This window comes from Nocardioides sp. NPDC006303 (assembly GCF_040613175.1).
GTDB lineage: Bacteria > Actinomycetota > Actinomycetes > Propionibacteriales > Nocardioidaceae > Nocardioides.
The window spans coordinates 15589-32927 of sequence record NZ_JBEXRR010000045.1; the positions used below are offsets into that span (position 1 = coordinate 15589).

General features: G+C 70.3%; 14 protein-coding genes. 11 read left to right on the forward strand and 3 right to left on the reverse strand.

Annotated features, from left to right (window positions below; translation table 11 throughout):
• Positions 1-37: 37 nt before the first annotated feature.
• Entirely contained in the window at positions 38-1888 is a 1851-nt protein-coding gene (locus tag ABZY89_RS24990) for a M48 family metallopeptidase (protein WP_355231566.1), read from the reverse strand.
• Between the two features lie 103 nt (positions 1889-1991).
• Between ABZY89_RS24990 and ABZY89_RS24995 the strand changes: the two genes are divergently transcribed.
• Genes ABZY89_RS24995 through ABZY89_RS25005 form a run of 3 tightly spaced genes read left to right on the forward strand, consistent with a single transcriptional unit; the run spans position 1992 to position 4135 of the window.
• On the forward strand, positions 1992-3434 hold the full coding sequence (locus ABZY89_RS24995; RefSeq protein WP_355231568.1) for a folylpolyglutamate synthase/dihydrofolate synthase family protein: 1443 nt from the start codon (positions 1992-1994) through the stop codon (positions 3432-3434).
• Complete coding sequence (locus ABZY89_RS25000; protein WP_355231569.1) at positions 3424-3855, forward strand: DUF4233 domain-containing protein; 432 nt, start codon at positions 3424-3426, stop codon at positions 3853-3855. The genes ABZY89_RS24995 and ABZY89_RS25000 overlap by 11 nt, the downstream gene beginning before the upstream one ends.
• A 10-nt stretch (positions 3856-3865) precedes the next feature.
• Positions 3866-4135, forward strand: coding sequence for a competence protein CoiA family protein (locus ABZY89_RS25005; protein WP_160024663.1), 270 nt, complete (start codon positions 3866-3868; stop codon positions 4133-4135).
• On the opposite strand, the gene ABZY89_RS25010 is transcribed toward ABZY89_RS25005, so the two are convergent.
• Positions 4132-5544 (reverse strand): PLP-dependent aminotransferase family protein, encoded by a 1413-nt coding sequence (locus ABZY89_RS25010; RefSeq protein WP_355231571.1) that lies wholly within the window; start codon positions 5542-5544, stop codon positions 4132-4134. The genes ABZY89_RS25005 and ABZY89_RS25010 overlap by 4 nt on opposite strands.
• Positions 5545-5617: 73 nt before the next feature.
• Here ABZY89_RS25010 and ABZY89_RS25015 point away from each other — a divergent pair, with 73 nt between their 5' ends.
• Positions 5618-6316 (forward strand): pyridoxamine 5'-phosphate oxidase family protein, encoded by a 699-nt coding sequence (locus ABZY89_RS25015; RefSeq protein ID WP_355231573.1) that lies wholly within the window; start codon positions 5618-5620, stop codon positions 6314-6316.
• Positions 6317-6397: 81 nt separating this feature from the next.
• On the opposite strand, the gene ABZY89_RS25020 is transcribed toward ABZY89_RS25015, so the two are convergent.
• Positions 6398-8833: a Tex family protein gene (locus ABZY89_RS25020; RefSeq protein ID WP_355231575.1), complete on the reverse strand. Its 2436-nt coding sequence runs from the start codon at positions 8831-8833 to the stop codon at positions 6398-6400.
• Between the two features lie 112 nt (positions 8834-8945).
• On the opposite strand from ABZY89_RS25020, the gene ndk reads away from it, so the two are divergent.
• From ndk to ABZY89_RS25055, 7 genes are all read left to right on the forward strand, one after another.
• Positions 8946-9350: a nucleoside-diphosphate kinase gene (ndk, locus tag ABZY89_RS25025; protein ID WP_355231577.1), complete on the forward strand. Its 405-nt coding sequence runs from the start codon at positions 8946-8948 to the stop codon at positions 9348-9350.
• Positions 9351-9625: 275 nt separating this feature from the next.
• Positions 9626-10651 carry a rod shape-determining protein gene (locus ABZY89_RS25030; RefSeq protein ID WP_160024659.1) on the forward strand — a complete coding sequence of 342 codons (1026 nt, stop codon included), beginning with the start codon at positions 9626-9628 and terminating at the stop codon, positions 10649-10651.
• Positions 10652-10724: 73 nt separating this feature from the next.
• A complete protein-coding gene (gene mreC, locus ABZY89_RS25035; RefSeq protein ID WP_355231579.1) occupies positions 10725-11678 on the forward strand; it encodes a rod shape-determining protein MreC in 954 nt (317 codons plus the stop codon).
• Entirely contained in the window at positions 11675-12229 is a 555-nt protein-coding gene (gene mreD, locus ABZY89_RS25040; RefSeq protein WP_355231581.1) for a rod shape-determining protein MreD, read from the forward strand. The genes mreC and mreD overlap by 4 nt, the downstream gene beginning before the upstream one ends.
• 1 nt (position 12230) lies before the next feature.
• Complete coding sequence (gene mrdA, locus ABZY89_RS25045; protein WP_355231582.1) at positions 12231-14318, forward strand: penicillin-binding protein 2; 2088 nt, start codon at positions 12231-12233, stop codon at positions 14316-14318.
• Positions 14319-14328: 10 nt separating this feature from the next.
• On the forward strand, positions 14329-15552 hold the full coding sequence (rodA, locus tag ABZY89_RS25050) for a rod shape-determining protein RodA (protein ID WP_355231584.1): 1224 nt from the start codon (positions 14329-14331) through the stop codon (positions 15550-15552).
• A 92-nt stretch (positions 15553-15644) separates the two neighbouring features.
• Positions 15645-17327 carry a S8 family peptidase gene (locus tag ABZY89_RS25055; protein WP_355231585.1) on the forward strand — a complete coding sequence of 561 codons (1683 nt, stop codon included), beginning with the start codon at positions 15645-15647 and terminating at the stop codon, positions 17325-17327.
• Positions 17328-17339 lie beyond the last annotated feature (12 nt).

Here is a 17339-nt window from a genome sequence, read left to right on the forward strand (position 1 = left end):
GCCGAGTCTGCTCGTTAGAACGAGCCGACTCGGCGTCTCAGTCGACGGTGAAGCGGCGGCCGAGGTAATGGTCGACGGCGGGCCAGATGTGGCCCTCTGCCTCGGCGGCGTTGGTCCAATGCAGGGACCAGCCCTTGCCGGTGGCGGTGGTGATGTCGGCGGAGCGCCGGCCGGTGCTGCTCTGCTTGAGGTGGAGAGCGCGGATCTGGTCCCAGGGGACGTAGGCGGCGTTGGACGCGGCGGCGAGCTCGGCGGGGGACTTGTCCAGGGCGCGCTGGATCAGCTTCCGGCCGGGCGAGCCGGAGGTCACCGAGGCCAGGCCGGTGGCGAGGCGGTCGGAGCCGGTGGGCTTGAGGAGCATCAGGCCCGTTTCGGTCACCAGGAGCGTACGGAAGCCGTCGCCGGAGATCGGAGCCAAGGCGCCGATGTAGCCGTCGGGTGGCGTCGGGGCCGGCGTCTCGGCGTCAGGGCCAGCCTGCGTCTCGGCGTCGACCTGCGCGTCGAGCTGGTGCACCCAGGCGCGCAGCGCGGCGGCGTAGCCGGGGGAGCCGAGGGCCTCGTAGGCGAGCTCCTCGGGGTCGACCTCCTGGCCGGCGATGTCGACCAGCCGCCACGGACCGGCCCAGCTGAGCTCGTAGCGCGCCTTGTCCTCGCCGACCAGCTCATGGGCGATGGCGGCGCCGAGGAGCCGGGCGATGACCTTCCGTTTCGCCTCGTCAGCCTCGTCAGCCTGGTTGCCAGCCGCTTCGGGAGTCGTGGACTCGGTGTCGACCAGGTCCAGGAGCGTGTCGAGGTTGCCGGAGGCGATCAGGTCGAGGGCGCCGCGGACGGTGGCCGGCACGATCTGGTTCTCCTGCATCGCGTTCAGGAGCGTCTCGGCGTTGATCGCCGCGGCACGGGCGCCGGCGACGCTCACGATCTCGGCCATCGGCGCCGGCGTCAGACCCGAGCCGGCGAACGTCTTGTCCTCGAGGGCCAGGAAGTTCTGGGACGGGTAGCGCAGGATGCTGGCGGCGTTGCCTGACTTGTCCGTCTTGTCCGCCTCGTCCGACGCGGCCATCGACTCCAGCCGCTCGATCCGCTCCGACAGCGGTGGGTGGGAGTCGTAGGCCGACGTCTTCGCCTCGGGTGGCGCCGAGCTGATCCTGGCCAGCTCCTCGAGCCGCTCGGGGTCGCTCATCAGGTTGGTGAAGTTGTCGAAGAAGCGCGTGGGCCGCAGGCCGTAGTGGGTGCCGGCCTCGACGTACTGCTCCAGATAGATGTGCCAGGCGGCGTCGAGCGCGGGGAGGGTGCGCAGCGTGGTGGCCGCGGTCCGTGGCCCGGCGACCGTCGCGCTGAGCCGGTCGGCATCGATCTCATGGTCGCGAGCGAGCGGGCGGGTCAGGGAGAAGAAGAGACGGGCGTACGTCCGGAACGGCCGCTTCACCAGCGGGTTGGATAGGCCCGCGGCGACCTCGGCGATCGCCAGCCGGCTCCGGTGGATGAGGGCGCCGAGCCGGGTGTGGCTGGTGCTGTGATGGCCGAGCTCGTGAGCGAGCACCGCGTGGAGCTGGTTGCGGGAGAGGCCCTGGAGGAGAGGTACGCCGAGGAACATGCGCCGGGTCCCGGTCCTGAGCCCGAGCAGGCTGGTCTCCTCGCTGACCGCCGCGTTGACCTCCGGCACCAGCCGGATCTCGTCGGGGGCGCGGGTCCCGGCGGTGGCCGCCAGCGCGCGGACCTCAGCCCACAGCCCGGGCTGTTCCTGCTCGGTGAGGACGAGCCCGCCGGGGTCGCTCGAGGCCCTGGTGCGTCGCCGTGGGGCCATCTGCTGACCGACCAGGGCGAAGGCAGCCAGGACGTAGGCAACGGCCAGGAACGAGACCGCGAGAGCGGCCCGGAGCGTACGCATGAATGGTGGACCTTGTGGGGGGATGGGGTTCAGTCCGAGATGAGTGGGAGGGTAGCGGGTCTGGCAATTCGCTGGGAAGCGCGCACACCATAGACTCGACCTGATGAGTGAGACTCCCGCGCCGCGTCTGGCGGCCACGATCGAGGAGGTCTGGGAAGCGCTGCAGTCGCGCTGGCCCGAGACCCGGCTCGAGCCCTCCCTGGACCGGATCCGCGCCCTGCTCGAGATCCTCGGTGATCCGCAGGACGCGTTCCGGATCATCCAGCTGACCGGCACCAACGGCAAGACCTCCACCTCCCGGATGATCGACACGCTGCTGCGGTCCCTCGACCTGCGCGTGGGGCGGTTCACCTCGCCCCACGTGGAGCGGATCAACGAGCGGATCTCGATCGACGGCGAGCCCCTGACCGACGACGAGTTCGTGGCCGCGTTCAACGACGTCGCCCACTACCTCGGCATGGTCGACGACGACCAGCCGCACCCGCTGTCGTTCTTCGAGTCGATGGTCGGGGTGGCCTACGCCAAGTTCGCCGAGGCCCCGGTCGACGTGGCCGTGGTCGAGGTCGGGCTGGGCGGTGGCTGGGACGCGACCAACGTCGCGAACGCCGATGTCGCGGTGGTGACCCCGATCGCGGTCGACCACGCGAAGTATCTCGGTGACACCCCGGTCGCCATCGCGCGCGAGAAGGCCGGGATCATCAAGCCGGACGCGGTCGCCGTGATCGCCGAGCAGTCCGTCGAGGTCGCCGCGGTGCTGGACCAGCACGCGGCGGAGGTCGGCGCCCGGCTGCTCTGGGAGGGCACCGACTTCGGGGTCGTCTCCCGCACCCCGGCGGTGGGCGGACAGATCCTCACTCTGCGCGGGCTGCGGGGCGAGTACGAGGACCTCTTCCTGCCCCTCTACGGCGCCCACCAGGCGCAGAACGCGGCGACCGCGTTGGCCGCGGTCGAGGCGTTCCTGGGAGACACCGTCCTGGCCGACGAGCTCGTGCGCGACGCGTTCGCCAAGGTCGACTCGCCGGCGCGGCTGGAGATCATGCGGTCGTCCCCGACGGTCCTGCTCGACGCCGCCCACAACCCGGCCGGTGCCGAGGCTACGGTCGCCGCGCTCGAGGACTCCTTCTCGTTCTCCGGTGTCGTCGGTGTCATCGGGGTGATGGGCGACAAGGACGTCGAGGGTCTGCTCGCCGTCTTCGAGCCCGTGCTCGAGCATCTCGTCGTCACCCAGAACTCCACCGAGCGAGCCCTTCCCGCGATCGAGCTCGCCAAGATCGCCGTCGATCTCTACGGCGAGGAACGGGTCTCGGTGGTCCCGCGTCTCGCCGACGCCATCGACGCCGCGATCGGCCTCTCGGAGTCCTCCGGCGGCGGCTCGATCTCCGAGGGCGCGGTGCTGGTGACCGGCTCCGTGGTCACCGCCGGAGAGGCGCGTACGCTGCTGGGCTCCCGCGGCCCGGCCGCCCGGTCGGCTGCGACCGCCCGGGTCGTACCGACCGCCGACCCCGAGCTGGAGGCATATCTGGAGGCGGACGCAGATGGCGAGTGAGCGGGAGAAGTCGCCGCGGCGCGGGATGTGCGCCGCGATCATCTCGATGGAGGGACTCGCGGTCGCGCTGGCCGCACCCGTGATGATCTCGATCGGCGGGGTCTCCGCCGGGCTGGCGCTCCCGCTGGGCCTCGGATTCTTCGTGGCCTGCATCCTGGTGGCCGGAATGCTGCGCCGCCCGTGGGCCTACTGGCTCGGCTGGGCGCTGCAGGTCGTCGCGATCGGGATGGGCTTCCTGATCTCGATCATGTTCGTCGTCGGCGTGATCTTCGCGGTCCTGTGGGGCATGGCCGACATCCTCGGTCGCAAGATCGAGAGCGAACGGGCCGCGGCCTTCGAGGCGTTCGACCGGATCGCCGCCGAGGAAGACGCCGAGGAAAGCGCTGAGGAAAGCGCCGGGGAAGAGGCCGAGCCCAGGTAGGTTGGCTGCCGTGGAGGAGCGCGACGAGCTTCAGATGGCGACCGACGACGAGACCGCGACCGACTGGGCACTGTGCCCGGCGTGCGGGAACGCGCTGGTGCTGCGGCGGCCGCGGACGCGTACGGCGCACTACGCGCACAAGGCCGGGGAGTCGTGCCGGCTCGTGGGCGCGCAGCTGCGGCGTACCAGCTCCGGGTGGGCCGTCGGCGGTGGCGAGGACGACCCGGACAGCCTCGAGAACCTGTTCGACCTGATCGAGGACGACGCACCCGGACGCTAGCGCGCGAGGGCCCCGGTGAGCGCTGCGAGCGCCTGATCGAGCTCCGCGTCGGTCACGCCGCCGAAGCCGATCACCAGGCCGGTCAAGCCGCTGGAGCGGGCGTAGGTGGAGAGCAGGTTGATCTCGAAGCCGGCGGCTCGGGCGGCGTCGCGGGCTCTGCGCGCATCCGTCTCGGGCAGCAGCCAGGTGGAGTACATCCCGGCGAGCGGGCCGGCGAGCGTGGCGTACGGGCTCATCGCCTCGGCCACCCTCGGGGCGCGCTCGGCGTAGACGCGTCGGGCGGAGCGTACGGCCCTGTCGAGCCAGCCGTCGCGAAGCAGCGTCAGCAGTGCGCGCTGGGAGGGCCAGGCGGCGCCGGCGTGGGTGATGGTGCGGCGGCGCAGGATGAGCTCGTGCAGGTCGGGCGGCGCGACCAGCCAGCCGAGACGAAGCGTCGGGATCACCGACTTCGCCGCGGTGCCGAGATAGACCACCCGGCCGCGGTCCAGCTTCGCCATCGCGGGCACGGGTGCGACGTCGTAGCGGAACTCGGAGTCGTAGTCGTCCTCGATCACCACCGCGTCCGCCCGTCGGGCGGCTTCGAGGAGGGCCAGCCGGTCGGCCGCCGGCATGACGCGTCCCAGGGGGTGCTGATGCGCCGGAGTGACGTACGCAGCTACCGCATCACCCAGGTCGCCCACCGTCTCCACGGCGGGCAGGTCGATGACCTCGCGGCCGTAGGTGAGCACCGTCTCGGCCGCGGCCCGGTATCCCGGATCCTCCACCGCCACCGGCCCGGGGCGCAGCTCGGGAAGCAGCGCGCGGAGCCCGTCGGTGGTGCCCGCGGTCACGATGATCTCGTCCGGATGGAGCTCCAGGCCGCGGGTGCGTCCGAGCCTCGCCGCCAGCGCCTCACGCAGCTCCAGCAGCCCCCGCGGATCGTCGTAGCCAGGCGGGGGAGTGGCGACCGAGACCTCCCGCCACGCCCGCCGCCACCCCGGCTCCAGCCGCGGGTCGAAGAACGGCGTCCCCGTATCCAGCCGAGAGGTCACCCCGGTCGGCCGAGACGACCGGAGCGAGGTCGAGCGGCGAGCTTGCTCGTCCGTTCGCGCCGAGCGAGGGAGTGACCGCGCGAAGCGCGGAGACGTCGGCCGAGACGTCACCTGCGGCGCCGCGGTGGTCGGGGTGCGGGTCGCGGTGACGTACGTCCCGGATCCGCGGCGTGCCTCGAGCCAGCCCTCGGCGGTGAGCTGGTCGTAGGCCTGCTCGGTCACAGCGCGCGAGACGCCCAGGTCCGCCGCGAGCGCACGGCTCGAGGGCAGTCGGTCGCCGGTCCCGAGGGTGCCGGAGAGGACCAGGGCGCGGACCTGGCCGGCGAGCTGGGCGGGGAGCGGCTCGCTGGAGGTACGGTCGAGGGTTACGGGAAGCATCGGTCGAATGGCCTGTCGGAGTGGGTCTGAATTGGCCCGTGCGTGCAGGCCACTTCGCTACCAGGATGGTGCCATGAGCACGACGTTGTCACCCACCCCACGCACCCGGGTCAGCCGCGGGAAGAACCGCGCCGTCCCCGACCGCGAGCGCCTGCACACCTTCCTCGGCGAGGCCCTCATCGCCCACCTGGGCGTCACCGTCGGGTCGGGCGAGGACGCCCACCCGGTCGTCCTGCCCACCGCGTACGGCTTCGATCTCGACGGCCCGGACGCGGGCGGGTCGCTCTACCTGCACGGCTCTGTGGCCGCCGGCTGGCTCGCGCGGGCTCTGGAGCGCGACGTGTGCGTCACGATCACCGAGCTCGACGGCCTGGTCGCGGCGCGGAGCGGGTTCCACCACTCCATGAACTACCGCTCGGCCGTAGTCATCGGCCGCGCACGCCTGGTCGAGGACCCGGAGGAGCGTGAACGCGCCCTCGCCCTGGTCGTCGACCAGATGATCCCCGGCCGCTGGGACACCCTGCGTCCGGCCACCCGCAAGGAGCTCGCCGCGACCGCCGTACTCGCCCTCCCGCTCGCCGAGGCGTCGATGAAGGCGCGCGCCGAGGGGCCGGTCGACGACCCCGACGACATCGAGTCCGGCACCTGGGCGGGGGTCATCCCGATCCACCGCGTCGCCGGCGCACCGGTCACCGCCGAGGACGCGACCGGGTCGGCGCCGGAGGATGTCGTACGCCGCGCCGCCGAGCTGAACCTTCGTCAAGGTATGTAGCCGAAGGGTCACATCCCGTGCGGAAGTCCGCTGGGGATGTGACCCTTGACCTGCATACCTTGACGAAGGAACAGGCGACGCTCAGCTGAGCCCGGCGCGCCGCAGCGCGTCGGCCATGGCGCTGTTGGCCGGGGCGGAGGAGCCGCGCCCACCGCCCTGTCCTCCCTGGCCGCCACGGTTGCCACTGGGCCGCCCCCCGCCGCTCTTGCCGCCGCCCTTGGGCCCACCCTTGCCCTGACCCCGCTGACTGCCGGGGCGACCAGAGCGGTCGCCGGACTCGCCCTTGGCGGGAGCACCCGCCGGCGCGTCGTCGTTGAGCCGGAGTGTGAGCGAGATCCGCTTGCGGGCCTCGTCGACCTCCTGGACCTTGACGCGCACCACGTCACCGGAGCGGACCACGTCGCGCGGGTCCTCGACGAACTTGTCCGACATCGCGGAGATGTGGACCAGGCCGTCCTGGTGGACGCCGATGTCGACGAAGGCGCCGAAGGCGGCCACGTTGGTGACGGTGCCCTCCAGGACCATGCCGGGACGCAGGTCGGCGATCACGTGCACGGACTCGGAGAAGGTCGCCGTGCGGAACTCCGGACGCGGGTCGCGTCCGGGCTTCTCGAGCTCGGCGAGGATGTCGGTGACCGTCGGCAGGCCGAACTTCTCGTCGACGAACTCCGACGGCTTCAGCGACTTCAGCGCAGAGGTGTTGCCGATCAGCGACCCGATGTCCGCCGATGCCTTGTCCAGGATCCGGTTGACCACCGGATAGGCCTCCGGGTGCACGCCGGACATGTCGAGCGGGTCGTCGCCGCCGCGGATCCGGAGGAACCCGGCCGCCTGCTCGAACGCCTTCGGACCGAGGCGCGCCACCTTGGTGAGCTCGCGGCGGGTGCGGAAGGGGCCGTTGGAGTCGCGGTGCGCGACGATCGCCGAGGCGAGCGACTCGGTGATCCCCGAGACCCGGCGCAGCAGGGGAGCCGAGGCGGTGTTGAGGTCGACGCCGACGCCGTTCACGCAGTCCTCGACGACGGCGTCCAGGGACTTGGAGAGGCCGTATTCGGGCAGGTCGTGCTGGTACTGCCCGACGCCGATCGACTTCGGCTCGATCTTCACCAGCTCGGCCAGCGGGTCCTGGAGACGGCGCGCGATCGACACCGCCCCACGGATCGACACGTCGAGGTCGGGAAGCTCGGCGGAGGCGTAGGCCGAGGCGGAGTAGACCGAGGCGCCGGCCTCGGAGACCATCACCTTGGTCATCTTCAGGTCCGGCAGCAGCTTGAGCAGGTCAGCGGCGAGCTTGTCGGTCTCGCGCGAGGCGGTGCCGTTGCCGATCGCGATCAGGTCGACGGAGTGCTTCTTCGCCAGCTTCGCCAGGGTCGCCAGCGATCCGTCCCAGTCGCGCCGCGGCTCGTGCGGGTAGACCGTCGAGGTGTCGACCACCTTCCCGGTCGCGTCCACGACGGCCACCTTCACGCCCGTCCGGATGCCGGGGTCGAGGCCCATCGTGGCCCGCGTTCCGGCCGGCGCGGCCAGCAGCAGGTCGCGCAGGTTGTCGGCGAAGACCGCGATCGCGGCCCCCTCGGCAGCGGTGCGGATCCGGGTGCGCATGTCGAGCTCGAGGCGGAAGAGGATTCGCGTACGCCACGCCCACCGCACCGTCTCGGCCAGCCACTTGTCTGCCGGACGGCCGGAGTCGACGATCCCGAAACGAGCAGCGATCGAGCGCTCGTAGTCGGTCACCTCGCCCGGCTCCGGCTCCTCCGCATAGGGGGAGAGGGTGACGTCGAGAACCTCCTCCTTCTCCGCGCGCAGGACGGCAAGGGTGCGGTGCGACGGCAGTGACGCGTACGCCTCCGAGAACTCGAAGTAGTCGGAGAACTTCGCCGCCGCCGGGTCGTTCTCGCGGCCCTCGCGGACACGGGTCACCAGGCGACCCTGCTTCCACATCCGCTCCCGCAGCGTGCCGATCAGGTCGGCGTCCTCGCCGAACCGCTCGACCAGGATCGCGCGAGCGCCGTCGAGCGCGGCCTTCACGTCGGGGACGTTCTCGCCGAGGAAGCCCTCGGCCACCACGGTCGGGTCCTGCGACGGGTCGCCGAGCAGACCGTCGGCCAGCGGCTCGAGCCCGTTCTCGCGGGCGATCATCGCCTTGGTCCGACGCTTCGGCTTGAACGGCAGGTAGATGTCCTCCAGCCGCGCCTTGGTGTCGGCGGCGAGGATCGATGCCTGCAGCTCGGGGGTGAGCTTGTCCTGCTTCGCGATCTCGGCGAGCACGGCGGCACGCCGCTCCTCCAGGTCGCGCAGGTAGCCGAGGCGCTCCTCCAACGTACGCAGCTGGGCGTCGTCGAGGCCGCCGGTCACCTCCTTGCGGTAGCGCGCGATGAACGGCACCGTCGAGCCCTCGTCGAGCAGGGCGACCGCTGCGGTCACCTGCGCCGGGCGCACCCCGAGATCTTCGGCGATGCGGGCCGGGATGGCGGCCATCGAGTCTGCGAGCGTCGGAGCTGATGGGGTTGTCGTCACGGGGCGCCATCCTGCCGCATCCCACCGACACGGTTTCAACATGGCCGACAAGGGCACAGTGGCGACCGGCCCGAACGTGCCCCGACCGGCCCTCCCCGATACGCTCGGCCCCATGACGCAGCGCACGTTCGTGATCCTGAAGCCCGACGCCGTCCGCCGGGGCCTGGTGGGGGAGATCCTGTCCCGCTACGAGGCCAAGGGCCTCTCGATCGTGAAACTGGAGCACCGCACCATCGACGCGGGCATGGCCGACGAGCACTACGCCGAGCACGTCGAGCAGCCGTGGTACCCGCCGCTGCGTGACTTCGTCACCTCCGGCCCGCTCGTCGCCGCCGTCCTCGAGGGCGACGAGGCGATCGAGGTCGTCCGCGCGCTCAACGGTGCCACCGACGGCCGCAAGGCCGCCCCGGGCACCATCCGCGGCGACCTCTCGCTCTCCAACCGCGAGAACCTCGTCCACGGCTCCGACTCACCCGAGTCGGCAGACCGCGAGATCAAGCTCTGGTTCGGCGCCTGAGACCAGCGAAACAGCCTGACCCGAGATCGCGCCGGTACCTCTACCGGCGCGATCTCTGATTTGCCCTGGAGGCCGCTTTCGCGGGCCTCCGTGAGCCGTTCCGCAGCACCCGGTGAGCACAGGCATCCCCTGGTTCGACGCCGCGGACGTACCCCGTATCGTTGCGGTTTCGGCGAGCCTCTCCGGATTGAGGCTCGGACCTTCGTAGCCTCGTCGGGAGGCCCGCATCCTGCAGCACAGATCCCCGACGCGGCGCCCCGGGAACGCGAGGACGCATGGCGAGCATCATTGGACGTGACATGGCGGTGGACCTCGGCACCGCAAACACACTCGTCTACGTCCGCGGCAAGGGTGTCCTTGTCGATGAGCCGAGTGTGGTCGCGCTCAACAAGAACACCGGCGAGATGGTCGCCGTCGGCCATGAGGCCAAGAAGATGCTGGGACGTACGCCTGACGACATCGTCGCGCTGCGGCCGCTGAAGGACGGCGTGATCGCCGACTTCGAGGCGACCGAGCAGATGCTCCGCTACTTCATCCATCAGGTCCACCGCCGCCGCTACTTCGCCAAGCCGCGGATGGTCATCTGCGTCCCGTCCGGGATCACCGCGGTCGAGATCCGCGCGGTGAAGGAGGCCGGCTACCAGTCCGGTGCCCGGATGGTGAACATCATCGAGGAGCCGATGGCGGCCGCGATCGGCGCCGGGCTCCCGGTGCACCTGCCGACCGGCAACATGGTCGTCGACATCGGCGGCGGCACCACCGAGGTCGCGGTGATCAGCCTCGGCGGCATCGTCACCTCGCAGTCGATCAGGACCGCCGGCCACCAGCTCGACAACGCGATCATGACCTGGCTGAAGAAGGAGCACGCGCTGCTCCTGGGCGAGCGCACCGCCGAGGAGGTCAAGATGACCCTCGGCTCGGTCTGGCCGCTGCCCAACGAACCCGAGGCCGAGATCAGGGGACGCGACTTGGTCAGTGGCCTGCCGCGCACCGTGACCGTCTCGAGCGCCGAGGTGCGCAAGGCGATCGAGGAGCCGCTGCACGACATCTTCGACGCGGTCCGCTCCACCCTCGACCAGACGCCGCCCGAGCTGGCCGGAGACATCATGGACCGCGGCATCGTGCTGACCGGCGGCGGTGCTCTCCTGCGCGGGCTCGACGAGCGCCTGCGCCACGAGACCGGCATGCCCGTCCACGTCGCCGAGTCCCCGCTGACCTCGGTCGCGATGGGCGCCGGCCGCTGCGTCGAGGACTACGACGTGCTCCGCCCCGTCCTGGTGAACGAGAACAGGAGATGGTGACGTGTCGTTGCTGAGCCCCCGCCCCAGCGAACGTCTGCGCAAAGGGCTGGAACAACGCAAAGGGCCCAAACCCATGGTCCGAAAGCCGCGGGAGAGGCTCAACCGCCGCGGCAGCCTCGAGACCAAGGCCGGCGGCGGCGGTCCCAAGCGCTCCTGGCTGATCGCGCTCATCCTGTGCTGCGCGACGCTGGCCACGCTCGATCAGACCCCCGTCCTGGAGCCGGCCCGCGCCGCCGTCGGTGAGGTGATGTCCCCACTGGAGACCGGCGCTGCGCTGGTGGGCCGCCCGTTCACCGACATCCCGGAGTGGTTCGACACCCGCGACGAGCTGCGCGACCGGGTCGCGAAGCTCGAGGCCGAGAACTCCACGCTGCGCCGCCAGGTCGAGGTCACCGACTACGGCCGCGCCAAGCTCGCCGAGTACGAGTCGATCACCCGCGCCGCCGAGGACCTCGGCTACGCCATGGTGCCGGCGCGGGTCACCGCCTACGGCCCCGCCCAGACCTTCAACCGCACCGTCACCATCGACGCCGGCAGCGCCGCCGGGATCAGGTCCGACATGTCGGTCGTGACCGGCGACGGCCTGGTCGGCAGGGTCCTGCGGGTCACCAAGACCTCGGCGACGGTCCTGCTGATCGTCGATGCCGCCTCGGTCGTCGGCGGCCGTGTCGGCGGTGAGGACCGCAGCGGCAAGAAGTCCGGCCAGGTCGGCATGGTCCGGGGCTCCGGCGCAGTCGCCGGAGGCGCCAACGCCGGTCTGCTGACCCTCGACCTCGTCGACCGGTCCATCACCCCGCTCAAGGGCGACACGGTCATCACCTGGGGTGACGGCCGGGCCGCTCCGTACGTCTCCGGGCTGCCGATCGGCGAGGTGACCGACAGCTTCGAGAGCGTGCGTGACTCCTCGCAGACGGTCCGGATCAAGCCGTACGTCGACTTCGGCTCGCTCGACGTCGTCGGTGTGGTGGTGCCCAACGACACCATGAGCGACCGGGCTGTCATCACACCGGAAGGAGAGCTGCGATGAGCGAGATGGAAGGCCGGGCCTCCGGCGCCGCTCCGGTGCTGCGCAACGTGCTGGTCGGCATGCTGGTCGTCATCGCGGTCGTCCTCCAGCTGAGCGTGGCGCCGGCCTTCGCCATCCGCGGGATCACCCCCGACCTGGCGCTCCTGGTCGTCATCGCGGTCGCTCTCACCCGTGGCGGGCAGGCCGGCCTGGTGACCGGGTTCGCCGCCGGCGTACTCCTCGATCTGGCGCCGCCCGCAGACCACACCGCGGGCCGGTGGGCGCTGGCGCTGCTGATCGTCGGCTACGTCGCCGGCCGCGTGCGCGAAGGCAGCATCAACGAGGGCAGCATCCACGGTGGCCAGAACCGTCCCAACGCGATGACCGTGATGGCCACGGTGGCCACCTGCGCGTTCATCGGGGTCAGTATCTTCGCGGTCAGCGGCCTGATCCTCGGTGAGGCGCCGCTGACCCTGCTGCCGACCGTGGCGATCAGCGTGGGCTACGACCTGCTGCTGGCGCCGCTGCTCATCCCGGCGCTGCTGTGGCTGATCGGCAAGGGGGATCTCTGAGATGGCGCGGAGTCGACTCTCCACCGCGCAGGTCAGCCGGCTGCGGCTGATCGTGATCCAGGCGCTCGTCTTCTCTCTGCTGGCCACGCTCGGGGTCAGGCTCTTCTACCTACAGGTACGCCACGGCGACGCCTATCAGGCCGCCGCGGCCTCGCAGTCCAAACGCGAGATCGTGCGCCAGCCGGTGCGCGGCATCATCGTCGACGCCCAGGGTCGGCCGATGGTGACCAACCGCTCCGCCTGGGTGGTCAGCCTCGACCAGGGCGTGCTCGACGGGCTCGACGATGACGACAGGAAGACGCTGATGGCTCGCGTCGCCAAGGCCGTCGACGTGTCCCCGAAGAAGCAGAACGAGGCGATCGCCAACTGGTCCGGCACCCGCTACCAGCCGGTCCCGATCGCCACCGACGTCTCCGAGTCGACGGCGCTGCGCATCCTCGAGCAGCCGGAGGACTTCCCCGGGGTGGTCGCGGAGAAGCAGACGCTGCGCTCCTACCCCAGCCCCTTCGGCATCAACGCCGCCGGCGTGCTCGGCTATCTCTCCCCGATCACCGAGGACGAGAACGACGACGCCAAGGAGCGCGGCGACGAGTCGCTCAACATCACCTCGATGGTGGGTCGCTCCGGCGTCGAGAAGGAGTACGACCAGTGGCTGCGCGGGATGCCCGGCTACGACACCGTCACCGTCGACTCGCTCGGCCGTGAGATCGGGCGCGGCGACTCGGTCGCCTCCCAGCCCGGCGACACGCTGGTGACCAGCATCGACGCCAAGGTGCAGGGCCGGGCCGAGAAGCTGCTCGCCGAGTCGATCGAGACCGCCCGCAACACCTTCGACAAGATCTCCGGCCGCAACTACGAGGCCGACTCCGGCTCGGTCGTCGTCATGGAGGCGCAGACCGGCCGGCTGGTCGCGATGGCCAACCAGCCGACGTACGACCCCGAGGAGTGGGTCGGCGGGATCACCCAGAAGCAGCTCGACAGGCTCTACTCCGAGAAGGCGGGCTACCCGCTGTTGCCACGGGCGACGCAGGGTCAGTTCGCGCCGGGTTCGACGTGGAAGCCGTTCATGACGGTCGGCGCGCTCAACAACGGCTACAGCCGCGACACCCTGCTCAACTGTTCCAGCGGGCTCCAGGTGGGCAACCGGGTGTTCAAGAACTACGAGTCGGGCGCCTACGGGTTCATCGACTTCGCCAAGGCGCTCCAGGTTTCCTGCAACACGTTCTTCTACCAGGTCGGGGTCCACTACTGGCAGAAGTACGGCGCCAACCCCGCCGACGTCAACGCCAAGGACCCGCTGGTGGAGACCGCCAAGGCCTTTGGCTTCGGCAAACGCACCGGCATCGACCTGCCGGGGGAGTCGGCGGGCCGGATCGCGGACCGGAAGTGGAAGGCCGAGTACTACCAGGCCATGAAGGGCTACTACTGCCGGATGGACGAGAAGAAGAACGCACCGAGCTCGTTCCTGCAGCTGTTCGCCCACGAGTTCTGCATCGAGGGCAACTACTACCGCACCGGTGACGCGGTGAACTTCTCGATCGGCCAGGGCGACACCATGGTCACCCCGATCCAGCTCGCTCGGGCCTACGCGTCCCTGGCCAACGGCGGCACCCTCTACGAGCCCAGGATCGGGAAGGCCATCGTCAGCGGCGACGGGACGGTGGTCGAGAAGATCGATCCCAAGGTCGCCGGCAAGGTGAAGATGTCGGCCAAGAGCATCGACTACGTCAACGAGGCGCTGCTCGGCACTCCCCAGTCGGGCTCCCTGGCCTGGAAGTTCGGCGGGTTCCCGCTCGACGAGGTGAAGGTGCGCGGCAAGACCGGCACCGCCGAGGTCACCGGCAAGCAGACGACCGGTTGGGTCGCGACGTACAACAAGAAGTACGTCGTCATCATGACGATCTCCCAGGGCGGCACCGGCTCGGGCTCGGTGGGCGATGCCGTACGCAAGCTGTGGGAGACGCTCTACGGAGTCGAGGAGGGCGGTGCCGAGGTGCGGCCCGACAAGGCCGCGATCCGGGGCATCGACCCGCCCAGGAACCTGCCCGCGTTCGGTGCCGACGGCTCGATCGTCGCCCCGAAGGACTGAGGGGCAGAGCATGAAGAACGACGTGATGGCCTTCGTACGCCGCATCGACCTCGTCCTCCTGGGCGCGGTGCTGGTCCTGGTGTCGCTCTCGGTGCTGCTGGTCTGGTCCGCGACCATCCACCGCGACGCGATCACCGGCGGTGACACCACCGCCTACCTGCGCAAACAGGCGATCAACGTGGCCGCCGGGCTGGTGCTGATGGTGGGGGTGGTCGCGACCAACCATCGCTGGGTCCGGCTCCTGACGCCGGTGGCCTACCTGGCCGCGGTGGTCGGGCTGGTGCTGGTGCTCGTGATGGGCTCCACGGTCAACGGGTCGAAGTCGTGGGTGAATCTCGGGCCGGTCCAGGTCCAGCCCTCGGAGCTGGCCAAGCTGGCCGTGGTCATCGCGATGGCGCTGGTCCTGGCCGAGCGCAGCGAGGGCCGCTGGCGGGCACGGGTGTCGCTGGGCGACGTGGTCGCGATGATCCTGGTCGCGGCGGTGCCGATCGTCCTGGTCCTGCTCCAGCCCGACCTCGGCACCACGCTGGTGCTCGGCGTGACGGTCTTCTGCGTGCTCGCGGCCGCGGGGACACCGCGGCGATGGTTGGCGCTGCTGGCGTTGGCCGGTGTCGCGGTTGCGACGACGGTGGTCGCGACCGGGGTGCTGAAGCAGTACCAGATCAACCGGTTCATGGCGTTCACCGATCCGTCGCTCGATCCTCGCGGGGCCGGCTACAACGTCCAGCAGGCGCGGATCGCGATCGGCGACGGCGGCATCTTCGGGCAGGGTCTGTTCCAGGGCTCGCAGGCCCGCGCGGGCTTCGTCCCCGAGCAGCACACCGACTTCATCTTCACGGTCGTGGGGGAGGAGCTCGGGCTGGTCGGCTCGCTGGTGGTGATCGGGCTGATCGGTGTCGTGCTGTGGCGTGGACTGCGGATCGCGGCGCGCACCGACGACCTCTTCGGGCGGGTCGCAGCGGCGGGGATCGTGTGCTGGCTCGGCATCCAGAGCTTCCAGAACATCGGGATGTGCCTGGGCATCATGCCGGTGACCGGAGTCCCACTACCCCTGATTTCCTACGGCGGTTCCTCGATGATCGCGGCGCTGCTGGCGGTGGGTCTGCTGCTCGGCATCTCGGCCCGTTCGCGGCGCACCGGTCTGGACCGGTCCGGACCACTTCAGGACCTCCGCTCGCGTGATCGCCTGCAGGTTGCTGCAGTGCGAAAAGATGTCGCGTTTCATCGAAATTAAACTCGATTACGTTCCCTCCCGGTGCCCCACAGGGCATCTGTTACCCCTTGCAGCCCTCATCCCGAGGCTGCTTGACGACGGGAGCAGTAACCGTGAACCGACCCCACAAGAACCAGCGCCTCGGCGCACTGGCAGCAGCGACGGTCACCGCCGTCGGTGCGGCTACCACCATCCTGGCCATGTCCGGTCCCGCCGGCGCAGCCGACAGTCCGGCACCGCTGATCGGTGCCGAGAAGTCGACGGCCATCGACAACTCCTACATCGTCGTGATGAAGGGCAACGGTGCGGCGGCCAAGGCCAACGCCGCCGACGCCCGGGCGCTCGCCAAGGAGAAGGGTGGCTCGGTGAAGTACGCCTACGACAAGGCGGTCACCGGATTCTCCGCGACCCTCGATGCCGACGCGCTCGACGCGCTCCGTAGCAACCCCGATGTGGACTACATCGAGGCCAACCAGGTCGTGAAGGCCAGTGGCGACCAGGCCAACCCCACCTGGGGGCTCAACCGGATCGACCAGCGCAACCTGCCGCTGAACTCGAACTACCACTACGACTACACCGGCTCGGGTGTGAAGGCGTACATCATCGACACCGGCATCCGTTCGGCGCACGCGGACTTCGGCGGCCGGGTGACCTCCGGCTACACCGCCATCGGGTCCAGCACCGAGGACGAGAACGGCCACGGCACCCATGTCGCCGGCACCGTCGGCGGGTCGACGTACGGTGTCGCCAAGAACGTCACCCTCGTGCCCGTCCGCGTGCTCGACGCCTCCGGGTCCGGCACCACCGCCGGCGTGATCGCGGGTGTGAACTGGGTGACCTCGAACCACACCTCCGGTCCGGCGGTCGCCAACATGTCGCTCGGTGGCGGGGTCTCCTCGACCCTCGACTCCGCGGTCTCCAGCTCGATGGCGGACGGCGTCACCTATGCCGTGGCCGCGGGCAACGACTCCGGTGCGAACGCGTGCAACGGCTCGCCCGCCCGGGTGGCCGGAGCCCTGACCGTCGGCTCGACGACCAACACCGACGCCCGGTCGAGCTTCTCCAACATCGGCTCGTGCGTCGACCTGTTCGCCCCGGGCTCCTCGATCACCTCGGCGTGGCACACCTCCAACACGGCGACCAACACGATCTCCGGTACGTCGATGGCCACCCCGCACGTCGCCGGAGTGGCAGCGCTCTACCTGCAGGCGAACCCGACGGCATCGGCCTCCGCCGTCGCCTCGGCGATCAACTCCAACGCCACCACCGGCGTGGTCACCTCGCCCGGGACCGGTTCGCCCAACCGCCTCCTCTACTCGCTGTGGAGCGGTGGCACCGACCCGACGGACCCGCCGACCACGGGCAACCTGCTGACCAACCCGGGCTTCGAGTCGGGTGCGACCGGCTGGAGCGCCTCCTCGGGCGTGATCGACAACTCGAGCGGTGCCCCGGCGCGTACGGGCTCCTACAAGGCGTGGCTGAACGGCTATGGCACCGCCCGCACCGACACGCTGTCGCAGTCGGTCACCCTGCCCACGACCGGCAAGACCCTGTCGTTCTATCTGCGGGTGATCACCAACGAGACGACCACCTCGACGGCCTACGACAAGCTGACCGTCAAGGTCGGGTCGACGACGCTGGCGACGTACTCCAACCTGAACGCGAGCTCGTCGTACTCGTTGAAGTCGTTCTCGCTCGGGTCCTTCGCCGGCAGCACCGTCACGCTGACGTTCACCGGCACCGAGGACTCCTCGCTCGGGACCAGCTTCCTGATCGACGACACCTCCGTCGCCTGATCTCGGGTGCTC

What these genes read in the sequence shown, in the direction of transcription:
- mrdA (WP_355231582.1), top strand. Translation starts at nt 12,231, where the DNA reads ATGGCGCGGAGTCGACTCTCCACCGCGCAGGTCAGCCGGCTGCGGCTG.
- ABZY89_RS25010 (WP_355231571.1), bottom strand. Translation starts at nt 5,544, where the DNA reads ATGCTTCCCGTAACCCTCGACCGTACCTCCAGCGAGCCGCTCCCCGCC.
- ndk (WP_355231577.1), top strand. Translation starts at nt 8,946, where the DNA reads ATGACGCAGCGCACGTTCGTGATCCTGAAGCCCGACGCCGTCCGCCGG.
- ABZY89_RS24995 (WP_355231568.1), top strand. Translation starts at nt 1,992, where the DNA reads ATGAGTGAGACTCCCGCGCCGCGTCTGGCGGCCACGATCGAGGAGGTC.
- mreC (WP_355231579.1), top strand. Translation starts at nt 10,725, where the DNA reads ATGGTCCGAAAGCCGCGGGAGAGGCTCAACCGCCGCGGCAGCCTCGAG.
- ABZY89_RS25000 (WP_355231569.1), top strand. Translation starts at nt 3,424, where the DNA reads ATGGCGAGTGAGCGGGAGAAGTCGCCGCGGCGCGGGATGTGCGCCGCG.
- ABZY89_RS24990 (WP_355231566.1), bottom strand. Translation starts at nt 1,888, where the DNA reads ATGCGTACGCTCCGGGCCGCTCTCGCGGTCTCGTTCCTGGCCGTTGCC.
- ABZY89_RS25015 (WP_355231573.1), top strand. Translation starts at nt 5,618, where the DNA reads ATGAGCACGACGTTGTCACCCACCCCACGCACCCGGGTCAGCCGCGGG.
- ABZY89_RS25030 (WP_160024659.1), top strand. Translation starts at nt 9,626, where the DNA reads ATGGCGAGCATCATTGGACGTGACATGGCGGTGGACCTCGGCACCGCA.
- rodA (WP_355231584.1), top strand. Translation starts at nt 14,329, where the DNA reads ATGAAGAACGACGTGATGGCCTTCGTACGCCGCATCGACCTCGTCCTC.
- mreD (WP_355231581.1), top strand. Translation starts at nt 11,675, where the DNA reads ATGAGCGAGATGGAAGGCCGGGCCTCCGGCGCCGCTCCGGTGCTGCGC.